23 protein-coding genes and 1 pseudogene are annotated in these 18,709 nt (G+C 38.6%); 18 read left to right on the top strand and 6 right to left on the bottom strand.

The genetic code is table 11. The annotated features are described in order from the left end of the window. Window positions 1-87 precede the first annotated feature (87 nt). Entirely contained in the window at window positions 88-612 is a 525-nt protein-coding gene (locus ACFIMA_RS02720; RefSeq protein ID WP_375613249.1) for a type II toxin-antitoxin system PemK/MazF family toxin, read from the top strand. Window positions 613-2,013: 1,401 nt separating this feature from the next. Here ACFIMA_RS02720 and ACFIMA_RS02715 read toward each other — a convergent pair. The 3 genes from ACFIMA_RS02715 to ACFIMA_RS02705 all read right to left on the bottom strand — a co-directional run bounded on the left by ACFIMA_RS02715 (window position 2,014) and on the right by ACFIMA_RS02705 (window position 3,256). Next, entirely contained in the window at window positions 2,014-2,226 is a 213-nt protein-coding gene (locus ACFIMA_RS02715) for a hypothetical protein (RefSeq protein ID WP_375693080.1), read from the bottom strand. Window positions 2,227-2,496: 270 nt separating this feature from the next. Continuing rightward, window positions 2,497-3,054 (bottom strand): hypothetical protein, encoded by a 558-nt coding sequence (locus ACFIMA_RS02710; protein ID WP_375693079.1) that lies wholly within the window; start codon window positions 3,052-3,054, stop codon window positions 2,497-2,499. After that, on the bottom strand, window positions 3,014-3,256 hold the full coding sequence (locus tag ACFIMA_RS02705; RefSeq protein WP_375693078.1) for a hypothetical protein: 243 nt from the start codon (window positions 3,254-3,256) through the stop codon (window positions 3,014-3,016). The genes ACFIMA_RS02710 and ACFIMA_RS02705 overlap by 41 nt, the downstream gene beginning before the upstream one ends. Before the next feature lie 1,000 nt (window positions 3,257-4,256). Here ACFIMA_RS02705 and ACFIMA_RS02700 point away from each other — a divergent pair. The 3 genes and pseudogenes from ACFIMA_RS02700 to dut (ACFIMA_RS02690) all read left to right on the top strand — a co-directional run bounded on the left by ACFIMA_RS02700 (window position 4,257) and on the right by dut (ACFIMA_RS02690) (window position 6,519). Continuing rightward, complete coding sequence (locus tag ACFIMA_RS02700; RefSeq protein WP_375611594.1) at window positions 4,257-5,066, top strand: VIT1/CCC1 transporter family protein; 810 nt, start codon at window positions 4,257-4,259, stop codon at window positions 5,064-5,066. A 259-nt stretch (window positions 5,067-5,325) separates the two neighbouring features. Next, a complete protein-coding gene (gene dut / locus ACFIMA_RS02695; RefSeq protein WP_375640903.1) occupies window positions 5,326-5,856 on the top strand; it encodes a dUTP diphosphatase in 531 nt (176 codons plus the stop codon). 174 nt (window positions 5,857-6,030) lie between these two features. Beyond that, window positions 6,031-6,519: pseudogene (gene dut / locus ACFIMA_RS02690) on the top strand (dUTP diphosphatase). Between the two features lie 843 nt (window positions 6,520-7,362). Here dut (ACFIMA_RS02690) and ACFIMA_RS02685 read toward each other — a convergent pair. Continuing rightward, a complete protein-coding gene (locus ACFIMA_RS02685; protein WP_375621588.1) occupies window positions 7,363-7,944 on the bottom strand; it encodes a biopolymer transporter ExbD in 582 nt (193 codons plus the stop codon). Further along, the gene (locus tag ACFIMA_RS02680) at window positions 7,941-8,843 is read right to left on the bottom strand and encodes a MotA/TolQ/ExbB proton channel family protein (RefSeq protein WP_375621589.1); all 903 of its coding nucleotides are present in this window, start codon (window positions 8,841-8,843) and stop codon (window positions 7,941-7,943) included. The genes ACFIMA_RS02685 and ACFIMA_RS02680 overlap by 4 nt, the downstream gene beginning before the upstream one ends. A gap of 1,009 nt (window positions 8,844-9,852) precedes the next feature. Between ACFIMA_RS02680 and ACFIMA_RS02675 the strand changes: the two genes are divergently transcribed. Both ACFIMA_RS02675 and ACFIMA_RS02670 read left to right on the top strand, forming a co-directional pair. After that, window positions 9,853-10,179, top strand: a complete 327-nt coding sequence (locus ACFIMA_RS02675) for a YqjD family protein (protein ID WP_375612522.1) — start codon at window positions 9,853-9,855, stop codon at window positions 10,177-10,179. Window positions 10,180-10,182: 3 nt separating this feature from the next. Beyond that, complete coding sequence (locus ACFIMA_RS02670; RefSeq protein ID WP_375631986.1) at window positions 10,183-10,626, top strand: hypothetical protein; 444 nt, start codon at window positions 10,183-10,185, stop codon at window positions 10,624-10,626. A gap of 592 nt (window positions 10,627-11,218) precedes the next feature. Here the strand turns inward: ACFIMA_RS02670 and ACFIMA_RS02665 are convergent. Then, window positions 11,219-11,962: a nuclease gene (locus ACFIMA_RS02665; RefSeq protein WP_375631988.1), complete on the bottom strand. Its 744-nt coding sequence runs from the start codon at window positions 11,960-11,962 to the stop codon at window positions 11,219-11,221. 158 nt (window positions 11,963-12,120) lie between these two features. Here ACFIMA_RS02665 and ACFIMA_RS02660 point away from each other — a divergent pair, with 158 nt between their 5' ends. The 12 genes from ACFIMA_RS02660 to ACFIMA_RS02605 all read left to right on the top strand — a co-directional run bounded on the left by ACFIMA_RS02660 (window position 12,121) and on the right by ACFIMA_RS02605 (window position 18,697). Continuing rightward, window positions 12,121-12,471 (top strand): TrbC/VirB2 family protein, encoded by a 351-nt coding sequence (locus tag ACFIMA_RS02660; protein ID WP_375612518.1) that lies wholly within the window; start codon window positions 12,121-12,123, stop codon window positions 12,469-12,471. A gap of 27 nt (window positions 12,472-12,498) precedes the next feature. Beyond that, the gene (locus tag ACFIMA_RS02655) at window positions 12,499-12,825 is read left to right on the top strand and encodes a type IV secretion system protein VirB3 (protein ID WP_375612517.1); all 327 of its coding nucleotides are present in this window, start codon (window positions 12,499-12,501) and stop codon (window positions 12,823-12,825) included. Then, window positions 12,822-15,182, top strand: coding sequence for a VirB4 family type IV secretion/conjugal transfer ATPase (locus tag ACFIMA_RS02650; protein ID WP_375693730.1), 2,361 nt, complete (start codon window positions 12,822-12,824; stop codon window positions 15,180-15,182). The genes ACFIMA_RS02655 and ACFIMA_RS02650 overlap by 4 nt, the downstream gene beginning before the upstream one ends. Then, window positions 15,179-15,949: a type IV secretion system protein gene (locus ACFIMA_RS02645; RefSeq protein ID WP_375693075.1), complete on the top strand. Its 771-nt coding sequence runs from the start codon at window positions 15,179-15,181 to the stop codon at window positions 15,947-15,949. The genes ACFIMA_RS02650 and ACFIMA_RS02645 overlap by 4 nt, the downstream gene beginning before the upstream one ends. A 24-nt stretch (window positions 15,950-15,973) precedes the next feature. Next, entirely contained in the window at window positions 15,974-16,240 is a 267-nt protein-coding gene (locus ACFIMA_RS02640) for an EexN family lipoprotein (protein WP_375693074.1), read from the top strand. Further along, the gene (locus ACFIMA_RS02635) at window positions 16,240-16,614 is read left to right on the top strand and encodes an EexN family lipoprotein (protein WP_375693073.1); all 375 of its coding nucleotides are present in this window, start codon (window positions 16,240-16,242) and stop codon (window positions 16,612-16,614) included. Before ACFIMA_RS02640 ends, ACFIMA_RS02635 begins: the two co-directional genes overlap by 1 nt. Window positions 16,615-16,616: 2 nt before the next feature. Then, a complete protein-coding gene (locus ACFIMA_RS02630; protein ID WP_375655740.1) occupies window positions 16,617-16,892 on the top strand; it encodes an EexN family lipoprotein in 276 nt (91 codons plus the stop codon). Between the two features lie 2 nt (window positions 16,893-16,894). Further along, window positions 16,895-17,275 carry an EexN family lipoprotein gene (locus ACFIMA_RS02625; protein WP_375693072.1) on the top strand — a complete coding sequence of 127 codons (381 nt, stop codon included), beginning with the start codon at window positions 16,895-16,897 and terminating at the stop codon, window positions 17,273-17,275. Window positions 17,276-17,277: 2 nt separating this feature from the next. Further along, window positions 17,278-17,583 carry an EexN family lipoprotein gene (locus ACFIMA_RS02620; RefSeq protein ID WP_375613231.1) on the top strand — a complete coding sequence of 102 codons (306 nt, stop codon included), beginning with the start codon at window positions 17,278-17,280 and terminating at the stop codon, window positions 17,581-17,583. After that, entirely contained in the window at window positions 17,583-17,987 is a 405-nt protein-coding gene (locus tag ACFIMA_RS02615) for an EexN family lipoprotein (protein ID WP_375693071.1), read from the top strand. Before ACFIMA_RS02620 ends, ACFIMA_RS02615 begins: the two co-directional genes overlap by 1 nt. A 26-nt stretch (window positions 17,988-18,013) precedes the next feature. Continuing rightward, window positions 18,014-18,151 (top strand): hypothetical protein, encoded by a 138-nt coding sequence (locus ACFIMA_RS02610; RefSeq protein WP_375693070.1) that lies wholly within the window; start codon window positions 18,014-18,016, stop codon window positions 18,149-18,151. A gap of 129 nt (window positions 18,152-18,280) precedes the next feature. Continuing rightward, entirely contained in the window at window positions 18,281-18,697 is a 417-nt protein-coding gene (locus ACFIMA_RS02605) for an EexN family lipoprotein (RefSeq protein WP_375664766.1), read from the top strand. Window positions 18,698-18,709: the final 12 nt, after the last annotated feature.

The following is an 18,709-nucleotide window of genomic DNA, read 5'->3' as shown; positions in this document are numbered from 1 at the left end:
ACTTATAAGCAACATTTTGATAAAAACTCGTGATAGAAAAGCCGTAAAATAATAAGTGAGGGGACCAATAAATATAAATGGTCTGCTATGGCTGAAGATAAGAACACAGAGCCTTCTACCCTATCACCTATTTCCTTAGATATAACCAAACTTGAAGAACCATGTGTTATGATGGAACATGATCATAATGCATGGCGCGAGCATATAAAAGAAAGGGATTTAAATGCGCCTTACGAAAAACCACCTCATATAAAACCACGAATCAAATCGGCACCACGCATCAGGCAAGTTTTTTGGTGCGATTTTCCTCATGATTCGATACTCCCTGAATTTTGGAAAAAGCGGCCTGTTTTAGTGCTTTCTAAGAATGCAAAATTATATGGAAATGTGACAGTTTTACCTTTTTCAACGAAATCACAACCCAATAATCCCGCTGCGTATCCAATACAATCTCCCATAGAGAATAAAAAAGCATGGATTATCTGCAATTATGTCACAACAGTTTCTGTAAGTCGTTTAAGTTGCTCACGTACCGTTCCAAGGTTATCCTGCGAAGATTTTCATAAAGTTGTAGCTCTGATGCTCAAATATTTACCGCATTTACACTATTGACTTTTGAGAAAAATAAGTGTATCTATATCACCATACACGGCATCAGTAATGGTGGCCGCTTCCCCGCAAGGGGAGATAGGAACGAAGGAGTGGGAAACCGCTCCTTTCGTCATTTTTGGTATTTTTTTGAAAACTGCCATTTTTTGCAACCTTCCCTAGAACATATCCAACATTCATTCTCCACCGTTGTTGTTTTGAAATATCTGCGATTTGGGATAAGCAGAAGACAATATCCACACCTTGGATCCGGTAAAGTTTCCCATGGAGATTACCGAGATATTGTACATACTTATCATTTCATTGCACAAAAAATCGTGCTGCCGTTGCTTAAACTTTATATGATTTTCCGCAATAAGAATATCTTTCCAAGATTGAAAAAAATTTTTCATAATTTGGTATAACAAACAATCCCTTGTTCTTCGCGCTCTTGAAGTGTTCAATCGCTCAATTTACCAAAAGATATTCGACCTCACAACTTGTTTATTTACGTCCCTCAATACGGATGAAGCGGATGAAAAAGCCAGCATTTTTGAAAAGAAAAAAATAGTAAAGAGCATTTAATGATTCAAACGCTTTAAGACTACACAGAATACTCCATTCATCTTTGAACGCATCTGTTTCTGTTAAAGAGAGCTAATAATGCTTATATAATCTGAATAATATTAGTTTACTTACCATATGATAACCGATTGATAACGATAACGCTAAACACAGAACTTACATCACCACACCTCAAAATAGTATTTTTACGAGATAACAAAGAAAATTCTGTAGTAAAACAGAAATCAACACCCAACCGATTTCTATCTCTTCACCAATAACAATTGTTTATTGCCCTAACCGCATTATTTCACCTGTCACACGACCCAACATAGCTTTTGCAGATAGACTTTCTTCCTCTTCTCCTAGAAACGATATATTAAGCTATTTTGGGATTTACTGCTAAATTGCTTATGCTTGCACTTTGAATACCTTTTTCTCATTATACAAAAGGTAGATAAAAAAATAATTTCGTTTATCAGCTTTATTTTAAAGACACACCTATTTTTACAGGATACGTTCTCCTTTCTATCAGCCCTATCACATTTAATACACTTGTCGTTTCTAAACATGAACAACCAAGCATCACAATGGAGCAATAGACACCCATCACTTTCATGGGCACTTGCATTGACAAGAGATAAACAAGAGCATTGATCACCACACACAGAGCAAAAATCTATAGCGACTACGCCATAGACTTTCGCCACGCAAGGGTTATTCTTAAAGCATATTTATGATGAGATAATCATTTATGACATCCTTTTTGTTGCGCCATAGAACGGGTTTTGCTAACGAGTTTTACTATTGTGCAAATTTTTCAAGAGAAATCCTCACTCGCTCATAGATGACAAGATTTCTTTATGGAGAGCGCACATGACGCTCAGCTTTGACCTTTTCCATAACAAGGGTAAGTTCAAACTTTAACCAACACGACAATACACCTATTCTAAACGATTTACGCACCACCTCATCGGCAACAGGCTGCTCCAATATTGGTGTATTTATCGGTGCACTTACTTGAGAATTTTTTGCACTTCCACGCACCGTAAAAAAAGAAAGTATTTTTATCATATTTAAATCCATTTCAGTTGATTTGGATTTTAAAAGTGCCCCAAAAAATCAAACAAAAATAGAGAGGTAAGTTACGAAAACTACAGGGTAAATTTTACTGCCCCAAAATGTCTATTTTTCCCCGCCTGAACAGTCAGAGGAACACTATAAAAATTATTTTTATTGAAAAACAATTACTTATAATCTAGGGAAGAAAAGTAAAAATCTCCCCCAGAAAAAGAGTTTATCTTCAAAATTATCAAAAAAAACAGCGCAATTTTAGTGATCTTTTTATTTTTTTTCTTTTGATAAAAGAGAGCTGGCAGGTGTCTTAGGCGCCCCTCCGGTAGGTTCCCAATTCGCAACAGCCGCTAACTCCTCAATAACATCCTTTTTTAACTTACCACTTTTCTTATTGTGTAAATCATATTGATCAGCATTCTGTTGCAACCATTTTGCAAGCGTTCCTTTAACAGTTTTACCACCCTCAACCTCACTCACCGCTTCCCATGCCGCAACAATAGCAGCAAGCTTTGGAGCATAACGTGGATGCGTTGGATCTTGAAACGCATATTTTTGGTCCTTAGTCTCAGCAGAATCATCCTCAGGAAAAAAAACTTTAGGTCTCTTACCACACAATAAAAGCCATTCTTTCAAATCATCTAGGGAAACAGAAGAATATTCAACAATAGGATTCTCGTCCAAACGACCCCCCCGAAAATCACGATGATAGTACCATTCTACCCTTAATTTTCCCTCTTCTACTACTCTTACTATCTCATTATAAACAGCTCGGAACAAAGCAATTTTAGCGAGCGGTACTCGCTCCCCTCCTTTCGTAAATACCACTGTCTTTAGGTCTGTCTTCGTTGGTAAATTCACATATAAGTGGATTCAAGCCCACTATCAATAACGCTGCCTGCAGTATTGTTAGTTTTTGAGAACGTAAAAGCCATTCTAAACTTTCATCAATTTCCATATATTCCCCGCCTTTTTCTACGAAACTTAACATATTTTTTAAAACGCTAAGAGCAATCTCCTTCACTGACACGGAGATTATCCTCCCCTCACATTGCAACTTATCACACTTTTTAATAATCCCACACCCACACCCCTCCTTGTGATACACAAGAAAATGATTTGAATTGCTTCAATATAAGAAGTTTTGAAGTGAGAGGAATCCTACTGAATTTTGGGCTTTCATACAAGATATCAGGCAAGTTACAAGGCGATAAATGCCCCTTCATAAAGCATAAATTTTTATGCGTGATCAAACAATTTGATATGATAATATCTCTTTCATTTATGCACCCCCACCCTTAAACCTGCCCCTGCAATCACAGCACAAAAGATAATTCGTTACACGCTAACAAATCCACCTAAATGCAAAAGCTGTAACAACGCTAAAATGCGCGTAAATATCATAAGAATACCGTCTTACACCTCCACAAGCAGAATGAGTGGCGTAAAACTGTACAATAAAATGTCATGCCTATAATGAACAGTGCTAAAGACTGTCGCAACACTGGGAGCTAAGGTGTATGATGATGCCGGCTTGCTCTTTTATGAAGCGTAAAGATTAAGAAGACTCAATGGAGTTTATATTATTTCATGGAAATTTTGCCGCTCCACCCTTCTATACTCTTCACGGGGCCCCCTCGCGAAATGGGCTTTTATCCCTTGAATAAAGATCTCCTTTAAAGAATCATTTCAAATTCTAAGAGCTGACAGTCTTTTGAACGCATCGAATGAATGATGATGCTAGCTTATTCCTTTCCTATATTCTCGAGCATCAATACATTGAAATGCTCCATTCAAACGCCCCTTTAGCAAAATAAAGCACATTGTCTCTTAAATTTTTTCACGTAATCATTTCTTTCATGCGCCCCTGTCGTCTCCATTTGATGAATCTCCTTGTACTTTCTCAACATCCCAGCACCTTTTTTCTCAGTGCAACCTTTTTGTAATTTGTCAGTTTTTAACTTTTAGATTGACTTTCGGTTTATTTTTCTTATGTTTTAGAATTATTCTAAAGTGCAGAGGAACAGAAAATGTTGAGATCGTTTTTTTCATTTGTACAACGTAAAGCTCTGTCCTTTCGTTCAGCACAAAACGTGATACTTAAAGCGCTCAAATTAAAAGAGCAACATGCGGCGCTCTATTTAAAATATGCAAAAGCTCTAGAACCTTATTCCTCTAAGGAAGCCGCGGTTTTTACCGCCATGGGGCTTCAAGAGCTTAAAAATTATAAGCAACTTTTGTGCCTTTCTTGCCATAATCGTGCAAACACTATCGGTTCATTATGTGACAAAACTTCTCTTGTGAAAGGCAAGAACCGCCATCCCTCCCAAAAAACAACAGCGGCAAATCACACCATAAAAAAGCCTTCGAAAACGCAAAGACAAACACTTTTGACTTGGATTCAACCAGGTCTTGCAGGGTTAATGGATGGCTCTGTCTCTACCCTTGCCCCCATTTTTGCCGCAGCTTTTGCCACGGGAGACACGCATCAAACTTTTTTGATAGGGCTCTCAGCTTCAATTGGTGCGGGACTTTCAATGGGTTTCACAGAAGCAGCCCATGATGACGGAAAATTATCAGGGCGTGGTTCGCCATTAAAAAGAGGTCTTGCCAGCGGCATTATGACAACATTAGGAGGACTAGGTCATACTCTTCCCTATTTGATCAACTCTTTTTATGTAGCGACAATTATTGCTTTTATCATTGTTTTTTTTGAACTAGGCGCCATCGTCTGGATTCAGAACAAATTCATGTCCACTCCCTTTTGGCGCGCCTCTTTACAGGTTATCATTGGGGGAGCTCTGGTTTTTGCCACGGGTATTCTTATCGGTAGTATCTAAAAAATCTTATCTGTAACCATAATTTAGATCTCAAATAAGCGCATGCCCCTAGGCATAAGCCATCCTTGATGATGCCATTATTGAAAAATGCCTTTGATGATGTTAGGTGGTGTTGTGGAATATTTTAGGTCAGCAAGAGATGATAAGCAAGCTCTGGGGACAACCTATATCCACACACCTTTATCGACTTGGTTTTATAGATATCTTTTGTTAAAGTATCATTTTCTTCTAGACCTCATATTTTGGAAATGCCTTGATCATGTCGCACACTGAAACCAACGCCTCTCTAAACAACCATCCTGTCTCTTCTCAATCTTCACATGCCCAGACTTTATTTGTTCAGCGTCTTGCACACGGACAAGGTTTAGAACTTCCTTGCTACGCGACGGCGGGTTCTGCGGGTCTTGATCTACGGGCAGCAATTGGAGAAGAAGAAACGCTTGTTCTTGCCCCTGGGCAGCGGGCACTTATTCCAACAGGTCTCATTTTTCATTTATCACTTGGGTTTGAAGCACAAATACGTCCACGCTCTGGCTTAGCCTTAAAACACGGCATCACATGCCTCAACACTCCAGGAACGATTGATAGTGACTACCGTGGTGAAGTCAAAGTCCTTCTTATCAATTTAGGACAAGAAGACTTTTCAATCCAACGGGGCATGCGCATTGCCCAAACAGTTATCGCCCCCGTATCTCAAGTTAATGTTTGCGCCATTGAACCAGAGCAAAATACCCAAAGCCATAACGAGAGCCGTGGAACAGGAGGTTTTGGTTCAACAGGACACACTTAAGAAGCTCTGAAAAATCGCTATCCTTAAAATATAACACACACTTATTCTAATCACCTTTTCACTTAAAACCCCTTGGGCTTTTAAAGTGCACAAGGAGTGCGCATTTGCTTTCAAAGTTTTTTCACTAAACGCCCCTCTAAACAAGTATCCTTACTCTTCTCCTGTCTCTTCTCAATCTTCACACCCCCCTTGACTTTATCCGTTCAGCATCGCACGCTTGGGACAAGAAAGCTTCCTCACTACACAACGGCTGATTCTGCGGGTCTTGGATTTACAAGCAGCAATTGGTAAAGAAGAAACGCTTGTTCTTGCCCCTGAGCAGCGGGCACTTATTCCAACAGGTCTCATTTTTCATTTATCACGTGGGGCTTGTGAAGCACGCATCCGTCCACGCTCTGGCTTAGCCTTAAAACACGGGCATTACATACCTCAACACTCCAAGAACGATTGAGTGTGACTATCCGGAAGTGAAGTCAAACTCCTTCTTAATCAATTTAGGCCAAGAAGACTTTTCCATTTAAACGGGGCATGCGCGCCATTGCCCAAACAGTCATCGCCCCTGTATCCCAACTTAATGTTTGCGCCATTGAACCAGAGCAAAGTACCCAAAGCCATAACGAGAGCCGTGGAACAGGAGGTTTTGGTTCAACAGGACACACTTAAGAAGCTCTGAAAAATCGCTATCCTTAAAATATAACACACACTTATTCTAATCACCCTTTCACTTAAAACTCCTTGGGCTTTTAAAGTGCAAAAGGAATGCGCATTTGCTTTCAAAGTTTTTTCACTAAAAGCACCTCTAAACAAGCATCTCTCAATTACGTCTCGTGCACTATACAAAACTTCATTATCACCAGATACCCCTCCCTCATAACAAAAACATTGGCATTAACCATTGAGCGTTCACACACTACTTGTAATGTCGACAATCTATACATCATATTGATTTATAATAATAATGAATTGTCTTTCAACTTAAATGAGAAATCTCAATACTGTAAGATTGTTTTATGGCAAGCCTATTTATATTAAATCAATCAAAAGCATGTTTCTCACATTCCAAACGTGGCTAGCATGCAGATAAAAACTGGAAAAATGCCTATAATGAATACGTGTCCTAAACACTATTGCAACATTGGGAAAAAAATATAAATACGGTAATGGTGCTCGCTTGCTCTTTTGTTAAGCGTAAAGATGGTGATGTTTGATAGATTTTTTTATTATTTTACGGGGGCTTTACGGTTATACCATTTATGAACACCGCCGCAAAAAAGGCTTTAAGATGTATTAAGATACACAACAATCGCCTCTGCTGTTTTCTTGATCGCACCTCTTGCGGCAAGATGAGTAGAGCTTAATCCTAAAAAAACCGATTCGATATATGAACCCCCTGCATAATATCAAACCCATGCGTATTTGGTTTAACAAATCCACGGAACCCTCATCAATTTCACTCTACGACTTTGAGTAATATGCTTTGCTTCCTGCAACAAAGGCTGTTTTTTATCACTGATCAGAGACATCGGCTGGAATATTAGCGTTTCCCGCAGTGCCCGTTGTTACAGCATCCACATGCCCCACAACGTTACCACCCGCTCCATCGACAGCAGCATCCGCTATCCCTGTTGTTTTATTATTGATCTCACCTCTTGAAACAAGATTGGTAGAGTTTTGCAATCCTACAAGACCGATTTTATGATATCCAGCCATGCGTATTTGATTTAATAAATCGATGACAGTACCATAATCAATTTCGCTATCCGCTTTGATTAAAATTTTTGCCTCTAAATTTTGCGTCGTTTCCCTCAACAAAGCTTCTCTCAAAGCTGCTTGTTCTACAAGATGATCACCAATGTAAAGAGAACGATCTTTTTGCAACGTAACATAAAGAGGTTCATCAGACTGAACCACTGAAGGTGCTTGAGTTATAGAAGGAAGCTGAACGGAAATGGCAGATGTTGCCAAAGGCGCAGCAACCATAAAAACAATAAGCAACACCAATACAACATCAATAAAAGGGGTTACATTGATTTCGCTTTGCAACCCACTCTCGTCTATATCCCAATCATTATTAAGGCTTGCTTTCATTTTTTATGACTTTTCTGTTGTCTTTGTCTATCAAGTTCACGGCTCAAGAGCCTTTCAAGAGCAGCAGCGATATCGCCTAAATCACTGCGATAACCACTCAAAGCACGCATAAGGCTATTATACATAACAACGGCGGGAATAGCCACAAAAAGCCCAACAGCCGTTGCGAATAAGGCTTCAGCAATTCCAGGCGCCACCACATCAAGTCGCGTTGTTTGAGACTGAGCAATCCCAATAAAAGAATTCATAATTCCCCAAACAGTTGCAAAAAGACCAACAAAAGGAGCAATTGCGCCAATAGTTGCAAGAACAGCGCTTCCACATGCAACACGGCGTGTAGCAGCCAGCAAGCAGCGTGACAAAAGTGAATGAACCCTTTCTTTTAAACCTTCATGAACATCACGAGCCTTAGCATCGCGAACATCGCGGGAAACATCTTCATATTGATTGCTCTCCTCATAAAAGAGAATATCTTCAATCGTTTGTGCACTTTCCCCTGTACTGTTTTTTTCACCAGAGCTTTCGTTTATCCCTTCAGGAGCAGAAAAATGAACCTGTTGTGCAGAAAGATACACCTCTTTAAGGACTTCTTTGAGAAAAAACACACCAGCTCCTTTGCTTTCTTTCAAGCTAGCTGCCAAACGCGTAAGAGTCTGAGCATTTAGAACCAATTGAAGTTCATGACGTACTCTTCGTTTTACCAAAGTGATCTCGACAATTTTCACAAAAGCAATTGTCCAAGACACAAGTGAAGCAAGTAACAAAATAATGATAACGGCTTTCACCACCCAATCAGCAGCCATAAACATAGAAAGAGGAGAAAAATCATGCACTGTCAATACAGAAGACATATTATCTAAAGGGACTGTTTTATCTAAAGGGACTGTTTCAGATTCCATTTTTATCTCACATTCTTGTGCTCTTATCTTTATTTATGAGCTGGATCGTCACCCCGCATAGCATCACTCTTCCACAATGCCACGACCCTTTTAACGTCACTTGTGTATTCCTCTTAAGAAAGAAAACTTGATAAATCAAGTATAGTTTTATTTCACAAGCTCTCTCTCTTAATTCTAAAGAAATTACTCAAGAAATTTTTCTCTAACAATTCAACAAGTTTATCTTACCCAATCAATTTATTGCATAAATTAGGCAAAATGATAAACTTACAAGAAGTATCGCATATAATATTTTAATTTATAAGAATAATTTATCATCGTTCCTGTCAAATAAATCTCTCATATCGCAAAGCTTTTCTCATTTCAGCGGCTCTTTTAAATCCAACAAAATATTTTCTTACATGAAACAAGCAGCAAAAATATCATAAAACTCTTGAAGAAAAGGATATGCACATCTCTAACAACCCCTACACTGAAGTACCTCTCCTATCCTAAAATAAAAATATACCTTACGTTTTAAAAAAAGAACTATCGCAATATCTTAAACTGACCAAAAGTATCATGGGCAGCGCGTGTTGCCCCCAAATACATAGAGAGCAAAGAGCCGCAATATTCTTTTCTTTTTCTTTGCTTCAAAAGCATAAAAATGACAGTACTTCTGCCGCAAAATCGCAACAACGATGTTTTTTACCTGTCACAAGCCTAAAAAATAAACCTCAACACGCTTTTTAAAAAACTTTTATAAAAAAACTGCGCCACGAGAAACTGAAGAATGGTGCTAAATTACTGCAAAAGCATAAGACAATTCTCAACAGATGCGACCCTTTACAGACAAAGCATATCGTATAGGAAAGATTTATTTTATCAAAAACAGTTTTAAATTCGACAAAATGAAAGGAACCAAAAAAAGCTTTTGGCGTTACTCAAGCAGTGAAAATTTTCACTCCAATGCAAATGATCACTATGAACACACCAATACAAATATAATGAATCAAGAGGGAAAAATACCATGGCCCATAATAAAACAACACAGCACGATAAATCAGCCGTAGAAAAAGACCTACAAGGACAATTAGAAACGTTACGCACTGAAATTTCAGGGATTACCTCAACCCTAACAGATCTTGGTGCAAACAAATTCAACGCCGCCAAAGACAAAGCGGAAAAACTATATCACTCAGCGAAAGAAAGTGGTGAAGACATGATGTCTCAAGCAAAAGACAAAATCAGTGATCTTGAACAAACCATGAACCAATGCGTTCGCAAAAATCCTGGCAAAAGCGTTCTTTTTGCAGCAGGCGTTGGTTTTATTCTTTCTCAATTACTACGTCGTTAAGCAATGCATAAGTTTATCGCTCCTCTTTTAAACCATCTTGTCGGTGGAGGGCTTAAAAGCACAGTCAAGCAAGTACGCCTTCAAGCAATTTTCTATGGGTTTATTAGCATTTCATTCTTCATGTCTTTGCTTTTTTTATGTACCATCGGTTTTATTGCGTTATGTTCTGTTATGAAGCCTCTTGCTGCCGCCAGTATCATGTTTTTAATTTGTCTTTCTCTTGCGGGATTAGGTCTTATTATCAGTCGCGTTCTCAAAACTTATCAACGCTATGACCAACAAAAAAAGACAGAAGAACAACGCCACAAACTCATGACAGATGCGACCGTTTCCAGTCTTGCAGCTCTCAGTCAACATCTCCCTTTTGCCAAATTGGGTGTTCCCATTCTCGGACTTGCAACTTATTTTTTGTGGAAAAAAGATAAAAAAGACCGCTTTTCAGAGTAAAATATGTAAAGCTGTCACTCTAAATCCCCCTCTCAATGTGCTTTCTTTTGTTATAAAAGAAAGCACATTTTTTTCCTCATAGTCTCTTTAGCTTCTTCAAATACCTGAAAAAAATCCCCTTCATTTTGCTAAAAATTCCATAGAACCGCTACACTCTCTTTCAGATTGCAACCCATGTTTCATGAACATAGCAACATGAGGCAAAGCTTGCATTAAAAGTTCTGGTTTGATTTGAAGCAATTGATTGTTTTTTGAAGGCAAGGTATTTTCAGTTTTACCTTTTCTCTATTTTTTCATAAGCCTTTTTTCATGACCATAGGTCACATCAGTAGTTTGCATGTGTTTATATTTTTCTGAACACTCATGTTTGTTACAATGACTATTTTGTTTAGGGGAAGGAAACGCGCTCTCCCATAGCGCTGTAGTAAATAACCTATAGGATATTTTAAACACAACAATTTTCCATGAAGAGCGTTGTCCACCAAGGACTGTGTGGATTATCATTAACTTTTTTCTGATAAGATTTGCAGTAGAATATTGTCTTGATTTTTAAATAGCGCTTGAAAAGACGCTTTATCAATAATGGTCAATATTAATTATGGTCAATGGGATTATAGCTTCCATGATCTCTTCGCCAATCTTCTGGTTGTTGAAATTGGCTCGACCACAAGCCATTTTGTGCTTTTTGAGCAGCAGATTGTAGGGTTTTATAGTCTGCTGGGGATGGAAAATGATGCTGATCTTTTGTCAACACCATCAACCCTTCTGCCAGCCCCAACCGCGCCAGATCAACCCCATCTACAAAACATTGTGCATAATGAACCTGTTGAACGACACGTGCTTGCCGACAAGTAACCTTTTTATCAATTGTTTTTGAAACAAGCCAAGCCGTAACAAAAGCACCGCAAGGCCACTTAACTCCGTTGCGTGAGGCAAATTGTCGTGTTTCACAGCTTTCCACACCATATAATCGGATATCACGGATGATCTTTTTTCTCCATCCATCATCTACAAGCGTGATCATTTTAAAGGTCACACCACTTGTGACCTGTATAGCACCGGAATAGACCGGCACATTTTCTTCATAAAATTGTGATGCGATTGGTTCTGAATGCAATACCACATTTTGTTGATTTACGTCTTGTTGGTTTGCATAATCTATCAATTGTAACTTCGGATTTTGAACGGGGTTTTCTATTGTCTTTTCTGATCCTTCAAAAAGAGAAAATTGCATAATATTTTCATTATGTTGACTGAAATAAAAGTATCCTAAAATAATAATACAAATTAAGACAATATATTTAGGCGCTGCTCGAAGATATTTTAAAATTATCATTTTGAATATTACTATATTTTTTGTTCATTAAATAATAAAAGATTAAATATTATTAATTTATCGATAGAAAAATTTATTTTTTTCATTTATATGATTCCCGATTAATATTTTGAATATTAATTTTATGATCAACTTAAACATAAAGCGGGGGAATTTTCATGAAAAACATGAATAATTCGTTCATTAATGAACATACCTTACAAAAAACTATTCTATCCAACACCCAAAAGAAATGGTTAACAGCAGCATTGATGCTGTTTATTGCCTTCATGGCACTGAGTGAACCAGCATTTGCTGATGGCGGCTTCGGAAAAATTGAAACTGCTCTTCAAAAAATAGTTGATGCTTTAAAAGGACCAATTGCAAAATCAATCGCAACCATTGCGATTGCTGGTGTTGGGCTTGCATGGATTGCTGGTTATGTTGAAATGCGTAAAGCTTTCTTTGTTTGTGTTGGCATCGGCATTGTTTTTGGTGCATCGCAAATCGCATCAATGTTTATGTCTTAATTCGCTTAACTTTAGCCTTTCAAAGCCATGAAAGAGCACGACAAGCTAACAGAAGATACGTTATTTCTTGCTTGCACGCGCCCTGCAATGATTGCAGGCGTGACGGTGGAAGCTATGGGATTAAATGGGATAGGAACGATGATATTGTTCATTATGGCAGGCAATATTTTTTTTCTAACCTTTGGTGTGATGCTGCATTTCATATTCAAGGAAATCCTAAAGCATGACCATAACAAATTTCGTATTCTTCTGACATGGCAAAAAACAAGTATTTTTGCCAGAAATTCGAGTCTATGGGGTGGGGGAAGTATTTCTCCATTACGATTAATTCGTAATTATGAGGAATTACAATGAATAGAACAGAGCGCAAACGTGAAAAGCAGCCAGAGGCGATCATTCCTTATGTGCGCCATGTCAACAAGCACATCATTGCGCTGGATTCACGCGCTCTCATGAGCGTTATTAAACTTGAAGGGATTAACTTTGAGACAGCGGATATTATTGATCTGAATGTGCTTCACGAACAGCTCAATAATCTGTTTAAAAACATAGCGGATGAACGGATAGCGCTTTATAGCCATATTATCAGAAAGCGTGAAACGATTTATCCGAATGGGACTTTCAGATCGGCATTTGCCAAGCAATTAGATGATAAATATCGCGACCGGATGATTTCACAGGAGCTTTATCGCAATGATCTTTATCTTTCGATTTTGTGGAATCCACACATTGATCAAACGGATAAATTAGTGGAGTTTTTCAAACGTTTAGGCAAAGCCAAGCAAGAAAAGACAGAAGTTGATGCAGAGTCCATTCGCAAGCTTGAAGATATTACCACAGATCTTATTCAAAATTTAGAGCGTTATGGTGCAAAAAGACTGAGTCTTTATGAACATGAAGGTAATATTTATTCGCAGCAAAGTGAGTTTATCCACCAATTGGTGGGAGGTCGTCGTGAACGGATACCTCTCACATGGGGGACGATAGCTTCGACTGTTTATTCAGACCGTCTCATTTTTGGGAAAGAGATCATAGAAATACGCTATGAGGCGGCACAGCGGTTTGCGGGCATGTTTGGTTGGAAAGAATATCCAGCAAAAACCAGGGTAGGCATGGCGGATGGTTTGCTCACCCTTCCCTTTGAGTTTATTTTCACCCAATCTTTTATTTTCAAGAGCAAAAATGCTGCCAAACAGATTATGGGGCGCAAACAGAATCAAATGGTCAATGCAGGAGATCGAGCAGGTTCACAAATTATGGAACTGGATGATGCGCTTGATGATCTTGAATCCAATCGTTTTGTTTTAGGGGAGCATCATTTATCATTGGCAGTTTTTGCTGATACGCCGCAAGAGTTAGCGGATAATCTTGCCAAAGCGCGTTCTCGTCTTACAGATGGTGGGGCTGTGATTGCGCGGGAAGACTTAGGGTTAGCAGCAGCTTGGTGGGCACAATTGCCTGGCAATTATGCTTATCGCACCCGCTCTGGTGCAATAACAAGCCGCAATTATGCAGCGCTTTCTCCTTTTCATTCTTTTCCGGTTGGAAAAATAGATGGCAATGTGTGGGGACCAGCGGTAGCCTTGATGAAAACCTCTGCTGGTTCACCGTTTTATTTTAACTTTCACTTTGGTGATTTAGGCAATACGTTTGTTTGTGGTCCTTCTGGTTCTGGGAAAACGGTTATTGTCAATTTTCTTTTAGCGCAACTTCAAAAGCATGATCCCAATATGGTCTTTTTTGATAAAGATCGGGGTGCAGAACTTTTTGTCAGAGCGGGTGGCGGCACTTATATGCCCTTGAAGAATGGTAGACCGACAGGCATAGCACCGCTAAAAGGCTTAGACTATAACAATCCAGCAGATAGAGTTTTTTTACGCCAATGGATTATAAAGCTTGTTTCGTCTGAAGATCAAAAGATCAGTGAATCAGAAAGACAAGATATCACGGCGGCTGTTGACCAACTTGCCTTGTTGCCAAAAGAACAACGGACGATCTCCGCCTTACAAATGTTTTTTGACACCACGCACAGGGAGGGGATAGCGGGTCGTTTAGAAAGATGGTGTAAAGGCAATGCCTTAGGGTGGGTTTTTGACAATCCTGATGACGACATTGGCATTGATGCAAAATTTATTGGTTATGACATGACGGATTTTTTAGACAATAATGAAATTCGTCCCCCCTTAATGATGTATCTTTTTCATAGGATTTTGTCTCTGATTGATGGGCGTCGTATTATCATTGTCATTGATGAGTTTTGGAAAGCCTTAGAGGATGATTCCTTTAAAGCCTTTGCGCAAGACAGGCTGAAAACTATCCGTAAACAAAATGGTTTGATGTTGTTTGCAACGCAATCTCCCAAAGATGCGATCAATTCGACCATTGCCCACACCATTATAGAGCAATGCCCCACACAAATTTATTTTCCCAATCAAAAGGGCAATCATGGGGATTATGTAGAAGGTTTTAAATTATCGGACAGAGAATTTAACCTGATACAATCAGAATTAAGCCGTGAGTCACGGCGTTTTCTCATCAAACAAGGACAAAGTTCAGTTGTAGCAGAACTGAATTTACGCGGCTTTGATGATGAAATAGCCATTTTAAGTGGCACCACCAAGAATATTGAACTCCTAGAGACCATTATGGATGAAGTTGGACAATCTCCAGAAAAATGGCTTCCTATTTTTCAAGAAAGGTCAAAGCAATGAAAAAACTTTTATTGGCAACAGCTCTTTGCGCAATTTCTTTTGGACCTCAAGCAAATGCATTTGGAGGTGGTCCCTTTGATTATAAAATACTGCTGGAAAATATAGAGCAAGCCAAAAGATTGAGAGAACAAGTTGCAAAAGCAGAACAACAAATTCAACAAGGTGCACAACAGCTTGAGCAATTAAAGAGCCAACTCGATCAAGCGAAACAGTTATATAACTCCTTAAATGTCAAGCCTGACATTTCGGGATTGAAAGAGATGTTTAACAAGCAAGGGAGCAGTGGCGCCCTTCCTTCAGACTTTAACCACTTTCAACAATCGATGGGCAGTGGCGGCGGTGGCGGTGGCGGTGGCGGCAGCAAAAACACGCAAAAATGGCAAGAAGAACTTAAATACAAAGAGCCCGCGGGGGGTGCTGGATCAAAAGAGGCAGTAGATGCTTTTTACGCACAAGAAGTGAAAAAAGCCGAACAGAACACGGTAGGACAAGCAGCAAAAGGCCAAGACGTCTACGAAGAAGCCAGTGAAACACAAAAAACCATTACCAAGCTCCTTGACGAACTTGGAAGTACTGAAGATGCGGGTAAAATTCAAGGCATTCAAGCACAATTATCAGCGATACAAGCAAAACTCCAAACACAAGTTCTCCAAATGCAAGCCGCCGCGATGATTCAACAAGCAGAGTACAAAGCTGCCGAACAACGAGCTTACGAAGAATTTTCAGCGCGATATGCAGATTATGCCAAAAAACTGCGTGGTCAATAAAGAGTAAAAAAGAGGGGCTTGAATATGAACAAGATCATCATAACAACATTGCTACTTTGCACAGGGCTCATCACCACTGGATGTGAAAAAACCCACAGCGTAGAAGAACTTAAAAAAAATAAAAAACTGATGGAAGAAGTATTAGTGAAATGTTTGACGTCAGGGGATTTGAATTCGAAAAATTGTAAAAATGCAGAGCAAGCTGAATTTGAAACCCGTAAAAAATGGAGAGGCTTTGGCTCGACAAATGACGATAAACAAGAATCTGAAAAGAAACAGGACAATAAATAATGAATAAAGTTCTCATAACAACATTGCTACTTTGCACAGGGCTCATCACAGCTGGTTGTGAAAAAACTTATAGCGTCGCAGAATTTAAAAAAAATGAAAAATTGATGGAAGAATGGGGAGCAAGATGTGGATGGTCAGGAACTTCAAAAAATTGTGAAAACCTAAGAGTAGCAGCTTTAGAACTTGAAAAGGAACGCCGGAAAAAAGCTGAAGAACATAATCGCAAACTAGATGAAGAATTTAAAGCTGAACAAAAAGCTTGGATTGAAAAAATGAGAGCTGAGAATGAAAAATTCCGAGCTGAACAAAAAGCAAAAGAACAAGCCGAACGAGAAGCAGAAGAGCGCGCTAAACAACAACAGGACAGTCATTAATCATGAATAAAGTTCTCATAACAACATTGCTACTTTGCACAGGGCTCATCACAGCTGGCTGTGAAAAAACTTATAGCGTCGCAGAATTTAAAAAAGATAAAAAATTGATGGAAGAGTGGAATGCTAAATGTGGATTCGCAGGAACTGCCAAAAATTGTGAAAACCTAAGATTAGCACAACTTGAACTTCAAAAGGAATATTACCATAACCTTGCAAATGAACTTCTTGAAGATAATCAAGAACAAAAAGAGTCCGAAAAACAACAGGACACCCATTAATCATGAATAAAGTTCTCATAACAACATTGCTACTTGGCACTGGAATTATCGCTGCTGGCTGTGAAAAAACCTATAGCGTCGCAGAATTTAAAAAAGATGAAAAATTACGCCTAGAATGGGATGCTAAATGTGGATTTGCAGGAACTTCAAAAAACTGTGAAAACATGCGGTTAGCATTCTTAGAACTTGAAAAAGAATATAAAGCACAAGCTGAAGAAAGAAGTCGTAAAGCAGCAGAGGAACGGAAAAAAAGTATGGATGAACTTTGGGCTGAACAAAAAGCTAGACAAGAAAAATGGGAAGCTGAATTTGAAGCAAAACAACGAGCTAAAGCCGAACAAGAAGCAAAAGAGCGCGCTAAACAACAACAGGACACCCATTAATCATGAATAAAGTTCTCATAACAACATTGCTACTTTGCACTGGGCTCATCACAGCTGGATGTGAAAAAACCTACAGCGTAGAAGAATTTAAAAAAAATGAAAGCTTAATAAGAGAGTTTCAATGGAAGTGTGGAGCTTCTGATAATTCGAAAAATTGTCAAAATGTGCGACAAGCCGCGAAGGAACTTGATGAAGAACATTCTAAGAGAGCGTTAGAAAATTATAATAAAGCTCTAGAGAAAATAAATAAAAGGCGAGAAGAACGAGAAGCAGAAGAGCGCGCTAAACAACAACAGGACAATAAATAATGAATAAAGTTCTCATAACAACATTGCTACTTTGCACAGGGCTCATCACAGCTGGCTGTGAAAAAACCTATAGCGTCGCTGAATTTAAAAAAGATGAAAAATTACGCCTAGAGTGGGATGCTAGATGTGGATTTGCAGGAACTTCAAAGAATTGTGAAAACATGCGGTTAGCATTTTTAGAACTTCAGAAAGAATATGAAGCAAAAGCAGCAGAAAGAGAGCGTGAAGATGATGAAAAGTTTCAAAAAATGATTAGAGATTCCGAAGCTGAAATGAGAGCCAGAATTAAAAAAATGAGAGCTGAGAATGAAAAATTCCGAGCTGAACAAAAAGCAAAAGAACGCGCTGAAGAAGAACGAAGAGCAAAAGAGCGCGCGGCAGAAGAACAACAGAATAATAATTAAGACATAATGAAGAGCGGAGCATCTCAATGGCAATAGTAACCAAAGGTGTATTTACTGACATAGATAATACTGTAATGCATTCCCTTACAAAGACAATGGATAGCACCATTACACATCGCTATTGCGCTTTAGCTGCTCAACTTAAAGAGCTTCGTACACTCTAATATATTTATGGCAACATTATGTTTGTGCTCTAGATTTATCATCACTGGTTATAAAAACCGATAACACAAGCATAATTTAAAGATTGTGCTCAAACCTTGTAAAACTGAAAGGAAAAAGGGGAAATATCTATGAATAAAGTTCTCATAACAACATTGCTACTTTGCACAGGGCTCATCACTGCTGGATGTGAAAAAACCTATAGCGTAGCAGAATTTAAAAAAGATAAAAAATTGATGGAAGAGTGGAATGCTAAATGTGGATTCGCAGGAACTGCAAAAAATTGTGAAAACTTAAGATTAGCACAACTTGAACTTGAAAAGGAATATGAAGCAAAAGCTGAAGAAAGAGCGCGTGAACGCGAAGAAGAAAACCGTAAAGCGATGGAAAGATTTGACGCCGCAATGGAAGCTCAACATCAAGCAAGGCAAGCTGAAATAAAAAAACTAAAAGCTGAAATGGAAAAAAGAAAGGCTGAAGAAAAAGCAAAAGAACAAGCCGAAAGAGAAGCAGAAGAGCGCGCTAAACAAAACCAAGATAATAATTGAATCAGAAATAAT

The organism is Bartonella sp. AP88HLJMH, assembly GCF_042195605.1.
Classification (GTDB): domain Bacteria; phylum Pseudomonadota; class Alphaproteobacteria; order Rhizobiales; family Rhizobiaceae; genus Bartonella.
This window is presented reverse-complemented; position numbering and strand designations above follow the sequence as displayed.

What these genes read in the sequence shown, in the direction of transcription:
- ACFIMA_RS02645 (WP_375693075.1), top strand. Translation starts at nt 15,179, where the DNA reads ATGAAAAAACTTTTATTGGCAACAGCTCTTTGCGCAATTTCTTTTGGA.
- ACFIMA_RS02655 (WP_375612517.1), top strand. Translation starts at nt 12,499, where the DNA reads ATGAAAGAGCACGACAAGCTAACAGAAGATACGTTATTTCTTGCTTGC.
- dut (WP_375640903.1), top strand. Translation starts at nt 5,326, where the DNA reads ATGTCGCACACTGAAACCAACGCCTCTCTAAACAACCATCCTGTCTCT.
- ACFIMA_RS02635 (WP_375693073.1), top strand. Translation starts at nt 16,240, where the DNA reads ATGAATAAAGTTCTCATAACAACATTGCTACTTTGCACAGGGCTCATC.
- ACFIMA_RS02620 (WP_375613231.1), top strand. Translation starts at nt 17,278, where the DNA reads ATGAATAAAGTTCTCATAACAACATTGCTACTTTGCACTGGGCTCATC.
- ACFIMA_RS02640 (WP_375693074.1), top strand. Translation starts at nt 15,974, where the DNA reads ATGAACAAGATCATCATAACAACATTGCTACTTTGCACAGGGCTCATC.
- ACFIMA_RS02685 (WP_375621588.1), bottom strand. Translation starts at nt 7,944, where the DNA reads ATGAAAGCAAGCCTTAATAATGATTGGGATATAGACGAGAGTGGGTTG.
- ACFIMA_RS02615 (WP_375693071.1), top strand. Translation starts at nt 17,583, where the DNA reads ATGAATAAAGTTCTCATAACAACATTGCTACTTTGCACAGGGCTCATC.
- ACFIMA_RS02630 (WP_375655740.1), top strand. Translation starts at nt 16,617, where the DNA reads ATGAATAAAGTTCTCATAACAACATTGCTACTTTGCACAGGGCTCATC.
- ACFIMA_RS02715 (WP_375693080.1), bottom strand. Translation starts at nt 2,226, where the DNA reads ATGATAAAAATACTTTCTTTTTTTACGGTGCGTGGAAGTGCAAAAAAT.
- ACFIMA_RS02650 (WP_375693730.1), top strand. Translation starts at nt 12,822, where the DNA reads ATGAATAGAACAGAGCGCAAACGTGAAAAGCAGCCAGAGGCGATCATT.
- ACFIMA_RS02670 (WP_375631986.1), top strand. Translation starts at nt 10,183, where the DNA reads ATGCATAAGTTTATCGCTCCTCTTTTAAACCATCTTGTCGGTGGAGGG.
- ACFIMA_RS02660 (WP_375612518.1), top strand. Translation starts at nt 12,121, where the DNA reads ATGAAAAACATGAATAATTCGTTCATTAATGAACATACCTTACAAAAA.
- ACFIMA_RS02610 (WP_375693070.1), top strand. Translation starts at nt 18,014, where the DNA reads ATGGCAATAGTAACCAAAGGTGTATTTACTGACATAGATAATACTGTA.
- ACFIMA_RS02700 (WP_375611594.1), top strand. Translation starts at nt 4,257, where the DNA reads ATGTTGAGATCGTTTTTTTCATTTGTACAACGTAAAGCTCTGTCCTTT.
- ACFIMA_RS02675 (WP_375612522.1), top strand. Translation starts at nt 9,853, where the DNA reads ATGGCCCATAATAAAACAACACAGCACGATAAATCAGCCGTAGAAAAA.
- ACFIMA_RS02665 (WP_375631988.1), bottom strand. Translation starts at nt 11,962, where the DNA reads ATGATAATTTTAAAATATCTTCGAGCAGCGCCTAAATATATTGTCTTA.
- ACFIMA_RS02625 (WP_375693072.1), top strand. Translation starts at nt 16,895, where the DNA reads ATGAATAAAGTTCTCATAACAACATTGCTACTTGGCACTGGAATTATC.
- ACFIMA_RS02605 (WP_375664766.1), top strand. Translation starts at nt 18,281, where the DNA reads ATGAATAAAGTTCTCATAACAACATTGCTACTTTGCACAGGGCTCATC.
- ACFIMA_RS02720 (WP_375613249.1), top strand. Translation starts at nt 88, where the DNA reads ATGGCTGAAGATAAGAACACAGAGCCTTCTACCCTATCACCTATTTCC.
- ACFIMA_RS02680 (WP_375621589.1), bottom strand. Translation starts at nt 8,843, where the DNA reads ATGGAATCTGAAACAGTCCCTTTAGATAAAACAGTCCCTTTAGATAAT.